At 64.5% G+C, this 17,374-nt stretch carries 15 protein-coding genes; 2 read left to right on the top strand and 13 right to left on the bottom strand.

Annotated elements, in window-relative coordinates:
- Positions 1 to 49: 49 nt before the first annotated feature.
- From atpA to AC27VQ_RS21030, 5 genes are all read right to left on the bottom strand, one after another.
- Positions 50 to 1,579, bottom strand: coding sequence for a F0F1 ATP synthase subunit alpha (gene atpA, locus AC27VQ_RS21050; RefSeq protein WP_488717825.1), 1,530 nt, complete (start codon positions 1,577 to 1,579; stop codon positions 50 to 52).
- Positions 1,579 to 2,145 carry a F0F1 ATP synthase subunit delta gene (locus tag AC27VQ_RS21045; RefSeq protein WP_313529479.1) on the bottom strand — a complete coding sequence of 189 codons (567 nt, stop codon included), beginning with the start codon at positions 2,143 to 2,145 and terminating at the stop codon, positions 1,579 to 1,581. Before AC27VQ_RS21045 ends, atpA begins: the two co-directional genes overlap by 1 nt.
- A gap of 259 nt (positions 2,146 to 2,404) precedes the next feature.
- Positions 2,405 to 2,788: an AGROH133_08824 family phage infection protein gene (locus AC27VQ_RS21040; RefSeq protein ID WP_488717824.1), complete on the bottom strand. Its 384-nt coding sequence runs from the start codon at positions 2,786 to 2,788 to the stop codon at positions 2,405 to 2,407.
- A gap of 103 nt (positions 2,789 to 2,891) precedes the next feature.
- On the bottom strand, positions 2,892 to 5,096 hold the full coding sequence (locus tag AC27VQ_RS21035; RefSeq protein WP_488717823.1) for a primosomal protein N': 2,205 nt from the start codon (positions 5,094 to 5,096) through the stop codon (positions 2,892 to 2,894).
- Positions 5,097 to 5,153: 57 nt separating this feature from the next.
- Complete coding sequence (locus AC27VQ_RS21030) at positions 5,154 to 6,290, bottom strand: AAA family ATPase (RefSeq protein ID WP_313529510.1); 1,137 nt, start codon at positions 6,288 to 6,290, stop codon at positions 5,154 to 5,156.
- Between the two features lie 147 nt (positions 6,291 to 6,437).
- Between AC27VQ_RS21030 and AC27VQ_RS21025 the strand changes: the two genes are divergently transcribed.
- Positions 6,438 to 7,373, top strand: a complete 936-nt coding sequence (locus AC27VQ_RS21025; protein ID WP_488717822.1) for a tyrosine recombinase XerC — start codon at positions 6,438 to 6,440, stop codon at positions 7,371 to 7,373.
- A gap of 63 nt (positions 7,374 to 7,436) precedes the next feature.
- Positions 7,437 to 8,516: a TraB/GumN family protein gene (locus tag AC27VQ_RS21020; RefSeq protein ID WP_488717821.1), complete on the top strand. Its 1,080-nt coding sequence runs from the start codon at positions 7,437 to 7,439 to the stop codon at positions 8,514 to 8,516.
- Here AC27VQ_RS21020 and AC27VQ_RS21015 read toward each other — a convergent pair.
- The 8 genes from AC27VQ_RS21015 to AC27VQ_RS20980 all read right to left on the bottom strand — a co-directional run bounded on the left by AC27VQ_RS21015 (position 8,500) and on the right by AC27VQ_RS20980 (position 17,240).
- Complete coding sequence (locus AC27VQ_RS21015; protein ID WP_488717820.1) at positions 8,500 to 9,000, bottom strand: DUF2867 domain-containing protein; 501 nt, start codon at positions 8,998 to 9,000, stop codon at positions 8,500 to 8,502. The two genes, AC27VQ_RS21020 and AC27VQ_RS21015, sit on opposite strands and share 17 nt — an antisense overlap.
- Positions 9,001 to 9,115: 115 nt before the next feature.
- Positions 9,116 to 10,522: a dihydrolipoyl dehydrogenase gene (gene lpdA, locus AC27VQ_RS21010; protein ID WP_488717819.1), complete on the bottom strand. Its 1,407-nt coding sequence runs from the start codon at positions 10,520 to 10,522 to the stop codon at positions 9,116 to 9,118.
- 23 nt (positions 10,523 to 10,545) lie between these two features.
- Positions 10,546 to 11,298 carry an SDR family oxidoreductase gene (locus AC27VQ_RS21005; RefSeq protein ID WP_488717818.1) on the bottom strand — a complete coding sequence of 251 codons (753 nt, stop codon included), beginning with the start codon at positions 11,296 to 11,298 and terminating at the stop codon, positions 10,546 to 10,548.
- Positions 11,295 to 11,783, bottom strand: coding sequence for a hypothetical protein (locus AC27VQ_RS21000; protein WP_488717817.1), 489 nt, complete (start codon positions 11,781 to 11,783; stop codon positions 11,295 to 11,297). Before AC27VQ_RS21000 ends, AC27VQ_RS21005 begins: the two co-directional genes overlap by 4 nt.
- Before the next feature lie 3 nt (positions 11,784 to 11,786).
- Positions 11,787 to 12,431, bottom strand: coding sequence for a LysE family translocator (locus AC27VQ_RS20995; RefSeq protein ID WP_488717816.1), 645 nt, complete (start codon positions 12,429 to 12,431; stop codon positions 11,787 to 11,789).
- 33 nt (positions 12,432 to 12,464) lie between these two features.
- Complete coding sequence (locus AC27VQ_RS20990; RefSeq protein WP_488717815.1) at positions 12,465 to 12,890, bottom strand: MAPEG family protein; 426 nt, start codon at positions 12,888 to 12,890, stop codon at positions 12,465 to 12,467.
- A 75-nt stretch (positions 12,891 to 12,965) separates the two neighbouring features.
- Positions 12,966 to 14,195 carry a 2-oxoglutarate dehydrogenase complex dihydrolipoyllysine-residue succinyltransferase gene (gene odhB, locus AC27VQ_RS20985; protein ID WP_488717814.1) on the bottom strand — a complete coding sequence of 410 codons (1,230 nt, stop codon included), beginning with the start codon at positions 14,193 to 14,195 and terminating at the stop codon, positions 12,966 to 12,968.
- A 48-nt stretch (positions 14,196 to 14,243) separates the two neighbouring features.
- Positions 14,244 to 17,240, bottom strand: a complete 2,997-nt coding sequence (locus AC27VQ_RS20980) for a 2-oxoglutarate dehydrogenase E1 component (RefSeq protein ID WP_488717813.1) — start codon at positions 17,238 to 17,240, stop codon at positions 14,244 to 14,246.
- Positions 17,241 to 17,374 lie beyond the last annotated feature (134 nt).

The raw sequence follows: 17,374 nt of genomic DNA, 5'->3' as shown, positions 1-17,374 counted from the left end.
CCTGGACTGCCCGCGCGCCGGAGGCGCGCAGGGCATGAACCGTTCAGTCTCAGCCGAAGCTCTTGGCGAAAGCGTCGAGAGCAGCCTTGAGCTTGCCCTTCGTGTCGTCGCTGATCGCCTTGTCGGTGCGGATCGTGTCGAGGATCGACTTGCCCTCGGAGCGCAGGTAGGCCAGCAGGCCCTGCTCGAACTTGCCGACCTGAGCGACCGGAAGCTTGTCGAGGTAGCCGTTGACGCCCGCGAAGATCACCGCGACCTGCTCTTCCGTCTTCAGCGGCGAGAACTGCGGCTGCTTCAGGAGTTCGGTCAGGCGTGCACCGCGGTTCAGCAGGCGCTGCGTTGCGGCGTCGAGGTCCGAGCCGAACTGGGCGAAGGCTGCCATTTCGCGATACTGGGCGAGTTCGCCCTTGATCGAACCGGCGACCTGCTTCATCGCCTTGATCTGCGCGGACGAACCGACGCGGGAAACCGACAGACCGACGTTAACGGCCGGGCGGATACCCTGGTAGAACAGGTCCGTTTCAAGGAAGATCTGGCCGTCGGTGATCGAGATCACGTTGGTCGGGATGAACGCCGAAACGTCGTTACCCTGGGTTTCGATGACCGGCAGAGCCGTCAGCGAGCCAGCGCCCATGTCGTCGTTAAGCTTTGCAGCGCGCTCGAGGAGACGCGAATGCAGGTAGAAAACGTCGCCCGGGTAAGCTTCACGGCCCGGCGGGCGGCGCAGCAGGAGCGACATCTGACGGTAGGAAACGGCCTGCTTGGAAAGGTCGTCGTAACCGATGAGGGCGTGCTTGCCGTTGTCGCGGAAGTATTCGCCCATCGCGCAGCCGGCGAACGGTGCGAGATACTGCATCGGCGCCGGATCGGAAGCCGTTGCGGCAACGATGATCGAGTACTGGAGAGCGCCGCGCTCTTCGAGAACCTTCACGAACTGGGCAACCGTCGAACGCTTCTGGCCGATAGCGACGTAGACGCAGTACAGCTTCTCGCTGTCCGGACCGTTGTCGTGGATGGCCTTCTGGTTCAGGATCGTATCCAGGATGATGGCGGTCTTGCCGGTCTGGCGGTCGCCGATGACGAGCTCGCGCTGGCCGCGGCCGACCGGGATGAGGGCGTCGATGGCCTTGAGGCCGGTCGACATCGGCTCATGAACCGACTTGCGCGGAATGATGCCCGGAGCCTTGACGTCAACGCGCGACCGCTGCTTGGCATTGATCGGGCCCTTGCCGTCGATCGGGTTGCCGAGCGCGTCGACCACGCGGCCGAGCAGTTCCGGACCGACCGGAACGTCCACGATGGCGCCGGTACGCTTGACGGTGTCGCCTTCCTTGATGTCACGGTCGGAACCGAAAATAACGACACCGACGTTGTCGCTTTCCAGGTTCAGGGCCATGCCACGGATGCCACCGGGGAACTCGACCATTTCACCGGCCTGGACATTGTCGAGGCCGTAAACGCGGGCGATACCGTCACCGACGGACAGCACCTGACCGACCTCAGAGACTTCCGCCTCTTTGCCGAAGTTTTTGATCTGATCTTTGAGAATTGCGGAAATTTCCGCGGCGCGGATATCCATCAGCCGACCTCTTTCAGTGCAAGCTTAAGAGTAGAGAGTTTGGTGCGAAGGGACGTGTCGATCTGGCGCGATCCCACCTTGACGATCAGACCACCGAGAATGGACGGGTCGACGGTGACGGCGATCGCCACGTCTTTGCCGGTGACGCCTTTCAGCGCCGCCTTCAATTCAGTTTCCTGCGCTGCGGTCAGCGCATGGGCCGAGGTAACGTCGGCCGTGATTTCGCCGCGGGCGCGGGCCGCGATGACGCGGTAAGCCTTGATCATGCCGGGAACGGCGAACAGGCGGCGATTTGACGCAACCACCTTGAGGAAGTTTGCCACGAGGCCCGTGATGCCGGCCTTGGCGGCAACGGCGGAAATGGCCTTGGTCTGATCTTCGGCGGAGAAGACGGGGCTGACGATCAGCCGCTTCAGGTCATCGCTCTCATCGATCAGGGCCTGGAAACGGTCGAGATCGGCGCCGACAGCGGCAGCGGAGCCAGCTTCCTGCGCAAGGTCGAAAAGCGAAGACGCGTATCTTTCTGCAACACCGGAAACGAGCTGGGATGTGTCTGCCACGGGCACAAGCTTCTCTTTTTTCATTCAGAAAACAGGGCAGTAGCGGAGCTACGGTCCTAAGTTTCTGAAATCGTTGCGGTATTCTTCAGCTCCCACAGGCTTTTTCGCCCGCTTTTTCTGAATTCGCGGTTCGTCTAGCATAGGAAACCGGGACTCGCAACACGCCGGACGCAGGAATGCGCCATAAGTCGGCCACAGTCGAGGCAAAAGTTGACTGCGCGGACTATGCTTTGGCGCAGGCGGAGCGGGATATGCCGTTTTTCTCTCAGAGGAAGCCGAAGGCGTAACCGAGCGGCAGCGAGGCAAGCACCGCCTGAACGAAAAGCACGACAAGATTCTTCGCGCTGAACGCGCCGTCCGACATCAGGGACAGAATGCGGCCGAAGGCGGCAAGCGCAAAACCGCCGCCGATCGCCATATAGATCCAGCTCTGCGCCATCAGCAGCGCCACGATGGCAAGCCCCGCATAGAAGCCGCCGGCCGAACGCACGAAGGCCAAACCTTCGAGGCTCGTCTCCTTCGGCTGCAACCCTGCAAGCTTCAATGCCGTGCCGGGAGCGAAAAGGCCGAAGAGGCCAAGGAGCCCCGTGGCGATGGCCGCACAGAAGGCGAGGAATTCGCCGGTTTCGGTGGGGATATAGAATTCCATCTCGGCTTGTCTCCAGAACTGCCCGCCGCCTTCTATCGCACAGCCGCAGGACAGGCAGAAGCGCACGGCAAAAGTTCGCACAAGTCTTTGTTAACCACGCGTCCTAAAGGAAGCTCTGCGGATCTATGTCGAGCTGCACCTGCAGCGAGGCGCGTTCCTTCGGTCCGTTGGCGAGCATGGTGCGCAGGAAAGTCTGCATGTCGCTACCCCGCCGGCCATGCACCAGCAGGCGGAACCGGTGGCGGCCGCGCACCAGCGCCAGCGGCGCTTCCGCCGGCCCGAGGATGGAGATGCCGGTGACCTGCGGCGCCGCCTGCCGCAATCCACGCGCATGCGTTTCAGCCTCGGCACGGCTATCGGCCGAGACGATGACCGAGGCCAGCCGTCCGAACGGCGGCAGCAGCGCCTTTTCCCGCTCGCCGATCTCACGGTCGTAAAACGCCTGCGCATCGCCCGAGACGATGGCCTGCATGACCGGATGCGCCGGCTGGTAGGTCTGGATGAGGCCGTGGCTCTTGAGGCCCGATCGCCCGGCGCGGCCCGTTACCTGCGAGAGCAACTGGAAGGTCCGCTCCGCCGCACGCGGATCACCGTTCGACAGGCCGAGATCGGCATCCACCACGCCGACCAGCGACATCAGTGGGAAATTGTGCCCCTTGGCCACGAGCTGGGTACCGATGACGATATCCGCCTCACCCCGCGCGATCGCCTCCAGTTCCAGCCGCAGCCGCTTCACACCCATAAGGTCGGAGGAGAGCACGATGGTGCGCGCCTCGGGAAAATGCTTTTCCACCTCTTCGGCGATGCGCTCCACCCCCGGCCCGCAGGCGGCGAGATGATCGAAGGTGCCGCATTCCGGGCAGGCTTCCGGCGTGCGCTCGGCATAGCCGCAATGATGGCACTGGATTTGGCCGCGGAACCGGTGCTCCACCAGCCAGCTCGAGCATTGCGGGCACTGGAAACGATGGCCGCAGACACGGCAGAGGGTCAGCGGCGCATAACCGCGCCTGTTCAGGAAGAGCAGCGCCTGCTCTTGCTTCTCGATGGTGCGCTGGATGCCGCGCAACAGGATCGGTGACAGGAAACCGCCGCGCGCCGGGGGGTGGCGGCGCATATCGACGAGATGCAGGTCCGGCAGCGCCGCATCGCCATAACGCGTCGGTAGATGCAGCTTGCGATAGCGCCCGACATCGCTGTTGACCCGGCTTTCGACCGACGGTGTCGCCGAAACCAGCACGGCCGGGAAATCGCCGATGCGGGCGCGCACCACCGCCATGTCGCGCGCATTGTAGAAGACACGATCTTCCTGCTTGTAGGCGGGGTCGTGCTCTTCATCGACGATGATGAGGCCGAGGTTTTCGAAGGGCAGGAACAGCGCCGAGCGCGCGCCCGCCACCACCCGCACATCTCCCGTCGTCACCTGCCGCCACACGCGTTCGCGCATTCGCGGTGCGAGGTCGGAATGCCACTCGGCGGGCTTTGCACCGAAGCGATCCTGAAAACGCTCCAAAAAGCTCGCCGTCAGCGCGATTTCGGGCAGGAGGATGAGCACCTGCCTGCCGCGCCTGAGCGTCTCGGCAATCGCCTCGAAATAGACCTCCGTCTTGCCCGAACCGGTGATGCCGTCGATCAGCGAGACCGAGAAGACACCCTTCTGGACACTCTCCACCAGCTCCGCCGCACTGTCGGTCTGCGGACCCTCAAGCCGGGGCGCGGCATAGTCCGGATCGGGTGCGGCCACAACAGGCGGCGGCGGCAGGAAGACCGTTTCGAACGTGCCCTGCTTCATCAACCCGTCGATGACGCTCGTCGACGTGCCCGAGGCGTGGGCAAGGCCGGACTTGGTCCAGGCAATACCATCCTCGACCATTTCCAGCACGCGCTCGCGCGCACTCGTCAGCCGCTCCGGCCGGTGGCCGGTAAAGCGCAGGCCTTCGATCATCGGTTCGGGATCGAAAGCGGTCGGCGCGCGCAACGCCATGCGGGTGACGAGACCCGGCGGCGTCACCGTATAGGCGGACACCCAATCGAGGAAATCACGCATTTCCTTGGACAGCGGCGGGCAATCGAAGACTTTCTCGATCGGCCTGAGCTTCTTCGGATCGACCTTGCCGTCATCCCCACCATCCCAGACGACACCGGGCACCAGCCGCGGCCCGAGCGGCACCTGCACGATGGAGCCGGGCTGGACGGCCATGTCCTCGGGGACCGTATAGGAATAGGGCACGGGCGTGGGCACCGGCACCATGACGGGCACCGTGCGCGGAAAAAGCCTGTCTCCGAAAAGGTTGGTCGAATCGCTGCTCATGAACCGCGACCATGCCCCCGCCGCCACGCGAAGAAAACCGCAAAGATGGCGGCCGCCTCATTCGTCATCGTCATCCATCGCGCCGGTCAGCCGCATGCCGTCGATCCAGGTCGCCCCGTCATGGCGCACCACGCGTTTCGCCCTGACACCGCAGCGCGTCTCCACCTCCTGCGCCAGGCGCTCCGAATGGGTGACGATCCACAGCTGGCTCGACTGCGCGGCGCGCGCGATCATTTCTGCCAGCGGCGGCAACATGTCGGGGTGGAGGCTCGCCTCCGGCTCGTTGAGCGCGATCAGCGGCGGCGTGCGATAGGAGAGAAGCGCCGCAGCCAGCGCGAGGAAGCGGATCTGCCCGTCGGAAAGCTCGCGCGGCTGGAAGACACGCTGCGGAAACTGCGGGAAGACCAAGCCATAGGAGGCGAACTCCTCCGGCTCAGGCACAGACAATCGTGCCCCGCCAAAAGCATCCGCCACGGCCCGGTCGAGATCGACCGTGTCTCCTCGGGTCCATTTCAGCGTTGCGAAGACCGCCGCCATATTCGTCCCGTCCTGATCGAGCAAAGGCGCGGTGACGGCGAGGCAGGGCTGGCGCAGCGCCGAATCGCGGTCCGAGCGGAAACCATGGAAGAAGCGCCACTGCGAAAGGGCGCGGCGAAACGTGCCGACTTCAGGATAGTGGCCGGCATCACCGAGCAGCGCGATGGCCGTTTCGGATGTCAGCGCCTGCTCGGGGTATTCCGTCATCCGGCCCGCCTCGCTGCGCACCATGATGCCTGGCCCTGCGCGCTTCATCATCGTCACTGGCCGGCGGCCAGTCTCGATGGTCAGTTCCTCGGCCTTGACCTGCGGCTCGAAAGCAAAACCCGCCGCGTCAATCGGCGGCCGCAGCCCCGCCTCGACGCGGTAGCGGAACGTGATCGCCCGCTCCTCGTCCAGGAGTTCGGTTTCGAGACGGATACGCACCGGCTCGTTCGCCCGCCGCCTGCCCGTCCAGAGCGCCGAGGCCATGCCGCCCTCCGCCGCGATTTCATGCGCAAACGTCCCGCGCACCGCCGCCTGCACCAATTGCAGCGACCGGTAGAGGTTCGATTTTCCGGCACCGTTCTCGCCAACGAACAGGTTCACCCGCCCGAGATCCATGCGGATCGAGCGCAGGGAGCGATAATTTTCGGCGGACATCGACCGCAGCAGCATAGTTTCACCCGGCTTCTTGAACACGGCGCTCTCTTACAGCCCACCGTGTCTAGAGGAAGGCAGCCCGCTTTGCCCAGCCTTTTGGCTGAATGTTAGCAAAACCCTAACGCAAATGACCGATCCTGCGGCAAACCGCGAAGGCAGGACATGACCGAACTTCTCATCATCGCCGATCCCGCACTGCTGGCCGAGCGGCAGGCCTGGCTTGTATCGCTTGCCGACGAGCGCCGTCTCGCCGGCCACACGCTCGATGCCTACGAGCGCGACACCCGCCAGTTCCTCGCCTTCCTCACGCAGCACCTCGCCGCCCCCGCCCGCCTCAAGGACATCGGCAATCTGCGCCCGGCAGACCTGCGCGGCTTCCTCGCTGCCCGCCGTCGCGATGGCGCGGGTGCGCGCACGCTCGGCCGCGGCCTTGCCGGCCTGCGCTCCTTCCTGCGCCACCTTGAGCGCAAGGGCCTCGCCAATGCCGCCGGCGCCTCGGCCGTGCGCTCGCCCAAACAGCCGAAATCCCTGCCGAAACCGCTCTCCGACCGCCAGGCCATCGCCGTCGTCGATGCGAATGAGCAGCTTGCCGAGGAACCTTGGATCCGCGTACGCAATGCCGCCGTGCTCACCCTTCTCTATGGCTGCGGCCTGCGTATATCCGAGGCCCTCTCGCTGACGCCGGAGAATTTCGCCGGCAGCCCGACATCGCTGCGCATCACCGGCAAGGGCGACAAGACGCGCATCGTGCCGCTGATCGCGCCGGCGCGATCAGGCGTCGAGGACTATATCAAGCTCTGCCCCTTCCCGCTTGGCGCGGACAAACCGCTCTTCCGCGGTGCCCGTGGTGGCCCCCTACAGCCAGCCATCATCCAGCGCGAGATGCAGAAGATGCGCGGCGCGCTCGGCCTGCCGGACAGCACCACACCGCATGCTTTGCGCCATTCCTTCGCCACCCATCTGCTCGCCGGCGGCGGCGACTTGCGCACCATTCAGGAACTGCTCGGACACGCCAGTCTTTCGACGACGCAGGTCTATACCGGTGTCGATTCGGCGCGATTGCTCGAAATATATGACCGGGCGCATCCACGCGCCTGATCCCGTTAAGGGATTGTGAGGATGAGGCGACTAGGGTCCGCGAAAAATACACGGAGTTCGACCATGACAGTCCTTCTTCACAAGAGCCGTCTTTTGCTTGCCGACCGGTTGGCCGATGCCGGTCTCTGGTTCATGGCCGCGATCCATGCGCTGATCGCCCTCTCCTTCCTCGTCGTGCTTTCCGGCCTTTCTCCGGCGCGGGCGGAGGAGCTGCCGACCTGCACCGGCAACAACCTGTTGACCAAATTCGAGAAAGACGATCCGGCCGGCTACGCCAAGCTGCGCGCCGAGGCCGACGCCACGCCGAACGGCAAGGCGATCTTCTGGAAGGTCGAGAAGGACGGCAAGCCCGCCTCCTGGCTGCTCGGCACCATGCATGTGACGGATCCGCGCGTGCTCGCCATGCCGGAGGCCGCCCGCACCGCCTATGACAAGGCTGCGACCGTGATCGTCGAATCCGACGAGATCACCGACGAGAAGAAGGCGGGGGCCGCGATGATGGCCCGGCCCGATCTCATCATGTTCACCGACGGCAAGTCGATCACCGATTTCCTTAACCCCGAGGAAAAGGAAAAGCTGGAGAAGGGCCTGAAGGGCCGCGGCCTGTCGCTTGCCGCCGTCGGCCGTATGAAGCCGTGGATGCTGATGAGCTTCGTCGCCCTGCCTGCCTGCGAAATCGCTCGCAAGACCGCCGGTGCAGCCTTCCTCGACCAGAAACTTGCCAAGGACGCGCTCGCCGACGGCAAGACACTGAAGGGACTGGAAACGCTGATCGAGCAGATTTCCGCGCTGGATTCGCTCGCCGTCGAGCCGCAGATCAAGGGCCTCGTGCAGACGGTGGACCTCGGCGACGGCCTGAAGGATGTCATCGAGACGATGAGCCAGCTCTACCTCTCGGGCGATACCGGCATGATCATGCCGATGATGCGCGCCGCCACGCCCGAAGGCGACGGCGCGGACGCTTATGCCGAGTTCGAACAGCGCATCATCGTCGATCGCAACCACACCATGGCCGACCGCGCGACGCCGATCCTCGATGAAGGCAATGTCTTCATGGCCGTCGGCGCGCTGCATCTGGCCGGTGCGGAGGGCGTGGTCGAACTGCTGCGCAAGAAGGGCTTTACCGTTACTGCGGTGAATTGAGCTTCCGCGCCCGCCGGCCGATGCCGGACAGCATGGTGCGCACGATCAACTTGTGAAACGGCATGACGGCGGCGAGATAGAGCCGGCCGAGCAGGTTGTTGCGATGGACGAGCGTCATCACGCTCAAGGTCTGGCCGGTGGGCCGGTCGGCCATCACGTCGATGACAATGCGGAAATCGAGATGCCGATCGTCGAAGCCGAGCACGACGCGTTCATCGGTCGCACTCACCACCGGAAAACCGCCGATCTCCGTCTCGGAGGTCTTCACCTCCTCAGCCGCGCCCTTCAGCCCAAAGGGCGCCACGACGGCATTGCGCAGCACCATCAGCCTGCGCACCCAGCCCGGCGGATGCTCCAGCGCCATCCGCGCCGCCTCGCGCGCCGTCAGGTGCTCGACCGGCAGGCCGAGCGTGAAACGGTCCGCCCAGTCGGCGGCGGGAAGCAGCGGGTGCGGCAGGGAAACGGGTCGCGATACCGGAGACATGAAACCATCCTTTGTGGTCTCCATGCTGCGCCGGTTCGCCAAATGAAAACAGGCGGCTGGTTGTCGCAGCCGCCTGGAGAATGCCCAGCCGAAGCGAAATCGCTTCGGCGTCCGATCACATATGGATCGGTTTGAAGAAGGTGGCGAGTGCGGCTTCCTTGACGGCTTCCGACATGGTCGGATGGGCGTGGCAGGTGCGGCCGAGGTCTTCGGAGGAGCCCCCGAATTCCATCAGCACCGCAGCCTCGTGGATCATCTCGCCGGCGCCGAAGCCGACGATGTGCACGCCGAGAACACGATCGGTGTCCTTGTCGGCGAGAACCTTCACGAAGCCGTCCGTCGCCAGCATGGCGCGGGCGCGGCCGTTGGCGGTGAAGGGGAACTTGCCGGCCTTGTAGGCAATGCCTGCAGCCTTCAGTTCTTCCTCTGTCTTGCCGACGGAGGCAACTTCCGGCTGGGTGTAGACGACACCGGGGATGACATCGTAATTCACATGGCCGGCCTGGCCGGCGAGGATTTCAGCAACGGCGACACCCTCGTCTTCCGCCTTGTGGGCGAGCATCGGGCCGCGCACGACGTCACCGAGCGCATAGATGCCGGGGACATTGGTCTGGAAGTGCTTGTCGATCTCGACGCGGCCGCGGTTGTCGAGCGCAACGCCGGCTTCCTTGAGGCCGAGGCCTTCGGTGTAGGGCTTGCGGCCGGTGGCGATCAGCACGACATCGGCGTCGATGGTGGTGGCCTCACCGCCCTTGACCGGCTCGAAGGTCACCTTGGCGCCGGAGCCGGATTTTTCGACGCCCGTCACCTTGGCGCCGAGCTTGAAGTCCATGCCCTGCTTGGCCAGCATGCGCTGGAATTGCTTGGAAACGTCGCCATCCATGCCGCCGAGGATGGTGTCGAGATATTCGACGACCGTGACCTTGGCGCCGAGGCGCGCCCAGACCGAGCCGAGCTCGAGGCCGATGACGCCGCCGCCGACGACGACCAGATGGCCCGGCACCTTGTCGAGCGCGATGCCGCCCGTCGAGGAGACGATGACCTTCTCATCGATCTCGACGGGGACGCCCGGAATGCCGGCGACGTCGGAACCAGTGGCGATCACGATGTTCTTCGTGTCAAGGACCTGCTCCTCACCCTTGTCATTTGTGACGGAGACCTTGCCCGCGCCGAGCACCTTGCCGGTGCCCTGGATGCCGTCGATCTTGTTCTTCTTGAACAGGAAGGCGACGCCGTCGACATTCGACTTCACTGTCGCATCCTTGTGCGCCATCATCTTGGCGAGGTTCAGCGTGGGCTTCACGCCCTCGATGCCGAGCGCATCCATGCCATGGGCGGCGTGGCTGTAGGTCTCCGACGCATGCAGCAGCGCCTTGGAGGGGATGCAGCCGACATTGAGGCAGGTGCCGCCATAGGTGGTGCGCTTTTCGACGACCGCGACCTTCAGGCCGAGCTGGGCCGCCTTGATGGCGCAAACGTAGCCGCCGGGGCCGGAACCGATAACGATGAGATCATATGCCATGACAAGTCCTTCCTGCGCGGGGCCTAGCGGCCGCCGCTGACGTTGAGGGCGGCACCCGTCACATAGGATGCCGCGTCGGAGAGAAGATAGAGAATGGATTGCGCGACTTCATCGGCCGTACCCGGCCGCTGCATCGGGATGAGCGACGCCATGTCGCGCGCACGATCTGGGAGGCCGCCGGAGGCGTGGATTTCCGTATCGATGATGCCGGGGCGCACGAGATTGACGCGCACGCCCTCCGCCGCGACTTCACGGGCGAGACCAACGGTAAAGCTCTCGATGGCGCCCTTGCTGGCGGCATAATCGACATATTGCCCGGCCGCACCCAATTGCGCGGCAACGGACGAAAGATTGACGATCGAACCACCGGTGCCGCCATGCCGCGTCGACATGCGGCGCACGGCCTCCTGCGCGCAGCGGATCGAGCCCATGACATTGACGGCGAACATCCGCTCCAACCGCTCGGACGACATCTCGTCGACGCGCTGCGGCGTCGCGACGATGCCGGCATTGTTCACAAGACCGTCGAGCCGGCCGAAGGTGCCGTCGATGGTGGAGAAGATATTGGCGAGGCCGAGCTCGCTGCCCACATCGCCCTGAACCGGGATCGCCGACCCACCGGCCGCATGGATCTCCGCGACGACAGTCTCGGCCGCGTCCAGATTGGCGACATAGTTCACCGCGACCTGCCAGCCAGCCGCACCCGCCATGCGGCAGACGCTGGCGCCGATGCCCCGGCTGCCGCCGGTGACGAGGAGAACGGGCGCTTCCTTCATGCCGTGCATCCCTTCCGCCGGAAGACATCCTGCGGCACGAGCTTCGCCTTGCCCTGATCCCACAGCGCCGAATAGCGCAACGACGGGCCGAAGCCCGACAACAGCAGGCTTTGCGCCGCCTTGGCGCCCTGATCGGGCACGAGGTTGGCATCCTCAGCCACGTCGAACGCGTAGATCACGCCTTCCCAGATGGTGCAGGCGGCGATTTCCTCGCCGGTCACGTCACCCTCGGGGCAATTGTGCATGATCATGCCATTCGAGCGGGCGGGATCGCCGGGCATGACGATGCCGTCCAGCACCACGCCGCTTGCCAGAACCTTCAGCTTGAAATGATGGCTCGTCGCGGCGGCATCCGAACCGACGGGCTCAAAGGTCAGCTCATACCCCCCGTCGCGATCCGCATAGATCGCACGGTCCTGCCGGCACTCCGCCGCGGAAGCAGCGGTCGCGGCAAGCAGACCGGTCAGGACGAGGGCGCCGCGCATGGCTCAGTGGGCCTTTTCCGTCGCGAGCTTGATGCCGAGCGCGATGAAGACGAAGCCGCTGGTGCGGTCGATCCACTGGCTGGCACGGGAAAACGCCGCCCGCATGCGCGGTGTCGTCATGAAGAGCGAGACGCCGACGAACCAGGCGATGAGGCAGGTCGCCATGACGAGGCCATAGCCGAACTTGATGGCGATCGGCGTGTGGGCGCTGACGACCGTCGAGAAGATCGACAGGAAGAAGAATACCGCCTTGGGGTTCAGCGCATTGGCGAGGAAGCCGAGGCCGAAGGCCCTGAGCGCCGACTGCTCCACCTTCGCCTCACCGCCGGCCTTCACGGCCTCGGCGGAAAGGTCCGCCTTGCCCGCACGCAGCGCCTTGATGCCGATATAGACGAGATAGGCGACGCCGCACCACTTCACGATGTTGAAGAGGTAGATCGACTGGGAAATGATGAGGCCGAGGCCGAGGATCGTGTAGCTGACATGCACCATCAGCGCCGCACCGATGCCGAAGGACGTGATCACGGCGGCGCGGCGGCCCTGCACCAGCGACTGGCGCATGACCATGGCGAGGTCGGCGCCCGGCGAGACGATGGCGAAGGCAAAGATCGCCATCAGCGAGGCGAGTTCGATCAGATAGGAATGCATCGCATCGTCTCCGTTTTCAGGCGCGAACGGCCGTCAAAAGACCAGCGCCACCAGCATCATGGCAAGGCCGATCATCGACAGCACCCATGCCAGCGAGCGGACATAGGCGACGCCGGCCAGGTAAAGCGGAATGTAGGCGACGCGGCAGGCAAACCACAACCACGCGCCGGTGATCCCCCAGCCCGAAGCATCCCCCTTCAGCACCAGCGCCAATGCAAGCGCGACGAAGGCCGGATAGGTCTCCCGGAAATTGGCGGATGCCCGCGCCGCACGGCCGGCAACCTTGCCGGAAGGCGAAAAGCCCACGTCGCGCGGTCCGGGATTCCACGATGCGCCCAGCGTCTTCGATGCTTCTGCGCTCGTCGTGAAGGCCTGCAACAGGACATGGACGATCAGCAGCACGGCACTCCAGCCGACCATCGGCAGGAAGGGAGAGGCGGAAAGGGAGAACACGTCCATGGCGATTGCGCTTCTTGGCTTTGGTTCGGTAAAAGGCCGCCCCGTGGATCGGGACGGCCTGAGACCCGTTGACGATCAGAGATCGAGGACCAGACGTTCCGGATCTTCCAGACTGTCCTTGACGCGCACGAGGAAGGTCACGGCTTCCTTGCCGTCGACCATGCGGTGGTCGTAGGAGAGCGCGAGATACATCATCGGGCGGATGACGATCTGGCCGCCGACGACAACCGGGCGCTCCTGGATCTTGTGCATGCCGAGAATGCCGGACTGCGGGGCGTTCAGGATCGGCGAGGACATCAGCGAACCATAGACGCCGCCGTTCGAGATGGTGAACGTGCCGCCCTGCATGTCGGCCATGGACAGCGCGCCGTCACGGGCGAGCTTGCCGAGGCGGCCGATATCCTTCTCGATTTCGGCGATCGACATCTGGTCGGCGTCGCGTACGACGGGAACGACAAGGCCCTTGTCCGTGCCGACGGCGACACCGATGTGGCAGTAGTTCTTGTAGATGATATCCGTGCCGTCGATCTCGGCGTTGACGGCCGGGATTTCCTTCAGCGCATGCGTCACGGCCTTGGTGAAGAAGCCCATGAAGCCGAGCTTCACGCCGTGCTTCTTCTCGAACAGGTCCTTGTAGCGGTTGCGCAGATCCATCACGGCCGACATGTCCACCTCGTTATAGGTGGTGAGCATGGCGGCGGTGTTCTGCGCGTCCTTGAGGCGCTTGGCGATCGTCTGGCGCAGGCGCGTCATCTTCACGCGCTCTTCGCGCGGTGCATCGGCTTCCGACGAGGCGGCGCGGGCAACGACCTTGACCGGCTCGGCGGCTTGGGCCGGCGTCGAGGCCGCGATGCCCTTGGCAACGGCGGCGATGACATCGCCCTTCAGCACCTGACCGCGCTTGCCCGAACCGTCGACCTGATCGGCCGAGAGGTTGTTTTCGGCAAGCAGCTTGGCGGCAGCCGGCGCGGCCGGCATGGCGGCGGAAGCGGCAGGCTTGGCTTCAGCCACCGGAGCAGCGGCGACGGCCTTTTCGGCAGCGGCAGGAGCGGCCGCACCGGCGGAGGCGCCTTCGGAGATCTGGCCGAGCAGGCCCCCCGGGGCGACGGTATCACCGGCATTCGCCGTGATTTCCGAGAGCACGCCGGAGGCGGGTGCCGGCACTTCGATCGTCACCTTGTCGGTTTCGAGCTCACAGAGCGGCTCGTCAGCCTTGATGACGTCGCCGACCTTCTTGAACCAGGTGCCGACGGTGGCTTCGCTGACGGATTCGCCCAGAGTCGGGACGCGGATTTCGGTAGCCATGAGTGTGTTCCGTTCGTTCGTGTCGTGTTGTCAGGCAAACCGGGCGGATCAACCGCCCAGCGCGTCCTCGAGGAAGGCGGCGAGCTGCGCGAGGTGCTTCGACATCAGGCCCGTCGCCGGCGATGCGGCGGCGGGACGGCCGGTGTAGCGCACGCGCTGGTACTTGGCGTCGATATGGGCGAGCACCCATTCTAGATAGGGGTCGATGAACGCCCAGGCACCCATGTTCTTGGGCTCTTCCTGGCACCACACCATCTCGGCGTTGCGGAAGCGCGAGAGCTCGTTGATCAGCGCCTTGGCCGGGAACGGATAGAGCTGTTCCAGACGCAGCAGGTAGACATCGTCGATGCCGCGCTTTTCACGCTCTTCCAGCAGGTCGAAATAGACCTTGCCCGAACACATGACGACGCGGCGGATCTTGGCATCCTTCTGGAGCTTGATCGGACCGTCCTTGATCACTTCGGCATCGTCCCACAGCAGGCGGTGGAACGAGCTTTCGCCGGCCATTTCCGACAGCGAGGAGACCGCACGCTTGTGGCGCAGCAGCGACTTCGGCGTCATCATGATCAGCGGCTTGCGGAAGTCGCGCTTCACCTGACGACGCAGGATGTGGAAGTAGTTCGCCGGCGTCGTGACGTTGGCGACCTGCATGTTGTCTTCGGCGCACATCTGCAGCCAGCGCTCCAGGCGGGCCGACGAGTGCTCCGGACCCTGCCCCTCATAGCCATGCGGCAGAAGGCAGACGAGGCCCGACATGCGCAGCCACTTGCGCTCGCCCGACGAGATGAACTGGTCGAAGACGACCTGCGCACCGTTGGCGAAGTCGCCGAACTGGGCTTCCCAAAGGGTGAGCGCGTTCGGACGGGCCAGCGAATAGCCGTATTCGAAGCCGAGGACCGCCTCTTCCGAGAGCATCGAGTTGATGACCTCGTAGCGGGCCTGGGTCGGCGAGAGGTTGGCGAGCGGGATGTAGCGGTCCTCGGTTTCCTGATCGTAGAGAACCGAGTGGCGCTGCGAGAAGGTGCCGCGTTCGCAATCCTGGCCGGACAGGCGAATCTTGGTGCCCTCGACGCAGAGCGTGCCGAAAGCGAGCGCTTCGCCCATCGCCCAGTCGATGCCCTCGCCCGTCTCGACCATCTGCATGCGGTTGTCCATAAACCGCTGGATGGTCTTGTGGGCGCGGAAACCTTCCGGGATCGTCGCGATCTTGCGGCCGATTTCCTTGAGCTGCTTCATCGGCACCGAGGTCTTGCCGCGGCGCTGTTCATCCTGGTTGTCGGCCGAGCGCAGGCCCGACCAGACACCGTCCAGCCAGTCGGCCTTGTTCGGCTTGTAGGACTGGCCGATCTCGAATTCCGTTTCGAGATTGGCGCGCCAGTCGGCCTTCATCTTCTCGAATTCGCCTTCCGAGATGACGCCTTCGGCGATGAGGCGCGACGCATAGAGGTTGACCACGGTCTTGTGGGCGCGGATCGCCTTGTACATCTTCGGCTGCGTGAACGCCGGTTCGTCGCCTTCGTTATGGCCGAAGCGGCGGTAGCAGAACATGTCGATGACGACAGGCTTGTGGAACTTCATGCGGAATTCGGTGGCGATCTTCGCGGCGTAGACCACCGCCTCCGGATCGTCGCCGTTAATGTGGAAGATCGGCGCCTCGATCATCTTGGCCACGTCGGAGGGATAGGGCGAGGAGCGCGAGAAGGCCGGGTTCGTGGTGAAGCCGATCTGGTTGTTGATGATGACATGCACCGTGCCGGCGACGCGATGGCCGCGCAGGCCCGAAAGGCCGAGGATTTCAGCCGTGACACCCTGGCCGGCAAAGGCCGCATCACCATGCAGCAGCAGCGGCATGACTTGGGCCCGCTCGGACAGCGGAATGATGTCGCCCTCGAAGACCTTCGCCATCTGGTCCTGCTTGGCGCGGGCCTTGCCCATGACGACAGGATTGACGATTTCGAGATGCGACGGGTTGGCCGTCAGCGACAGGTGCACCTTGTTGCCGTCGAACTCGCGGTCCGAGGAGGCGCCGAGGTGATACTTCACGTCGCCGGAGCCTTCCACTTCATCAGGCGCGTACGAGCCGCCCTTGAACTCGTGGAAGACGGCGCGGTGCGGCTTGGCCATCACGTTCGTCAAGACGTTGAGGCGGCCGCGATGGGCCATGCCGAGCACGATTTCCTTCAAGCCCAGCTGGCCGCCGCGCTTGATGATCTGTTCCAGCGCCGGGATCAGCGATTCACCGCCGTCGAGGCCGAAGCGCTTGGTGCCCTTGTACTTGACGTCGATAAACTGCTCGAAGCCTTCCGCCTCGATCAGCTTCTGCAGGATCGCCTTCTTGCCCTCGGGCGTGAAGTCGACGCCCTTGTCCGGGCCTTCGATGCGCTCCTGGATCCAGCCCTTCTCTTCCGGGTTGGAGATGTGCATGAATTCGACGCCGATCGTCGAGCAATAGGTGCGCTCGAGGATTTCGACCATTTCGCGCACGGTCGCGTATTCGAGGCCGAGCACGTTGTCGATGAAGATCTTGCGGTCGAGATCCTTGTCCTCGAAACCGTAGTTCGAGGGCGAAAGCTCGTGATAGTCCTCGACGGGTGCGGCAATGCCGAGCGGGTCGAGCTTGGCGTGCAGGTGGCCACGCGCGCGGTAGGCGCGGATCATCATGATGGCGCGCACCGAATCGCGGGTCGCCTGGTTGACGTCGGCCTGGTTGACCGGCGCGCCGGTCTTGGCGGCAACGGCCTCGGCCTTTGCCTGCACCTTCTTCTCAAGTACCTTCTCGACGACGCCCCAGTTGCCGTCGAGCGCCGAGACGAGTTCGCCATTGGCTGGTATCGGCCAGTTGGCGCGCTGCCAGGAGGCGCCCTTGGCCGCCTTCACGATATCGGAGGGCTGGTCTTCCAGGGCCTTGAAGAAGGCCTGCCATTCTTCGCCGACCGAGGCGGGATTGGCCTCGTACTGGGCGTAGAGCTGTTCGATATAGGCCGCATTCGCTCCGTCAAGGAAGGAGGTGGCCAGGAATTGTTCGTTGGCGTCTTGCCGTGCCATGGTTTCTTGCGGGCGCCGCGCCCGCCTCCCGAACGATCGTGTTGACCGGGCTCTCCCCGGTTTGCCGCCCGCCGCCAGCCTGTCCGCTCGGCGACGGGAGAGACGGATCGGCCGGCAGAAATGCCGGCCCATCC

Source organism: Shinella sp. 20P9.1.1 (assembly GCF_057798995.1).
This window is presented reverse-complemented; position numbering and strand designations above follow the sequence as displayed.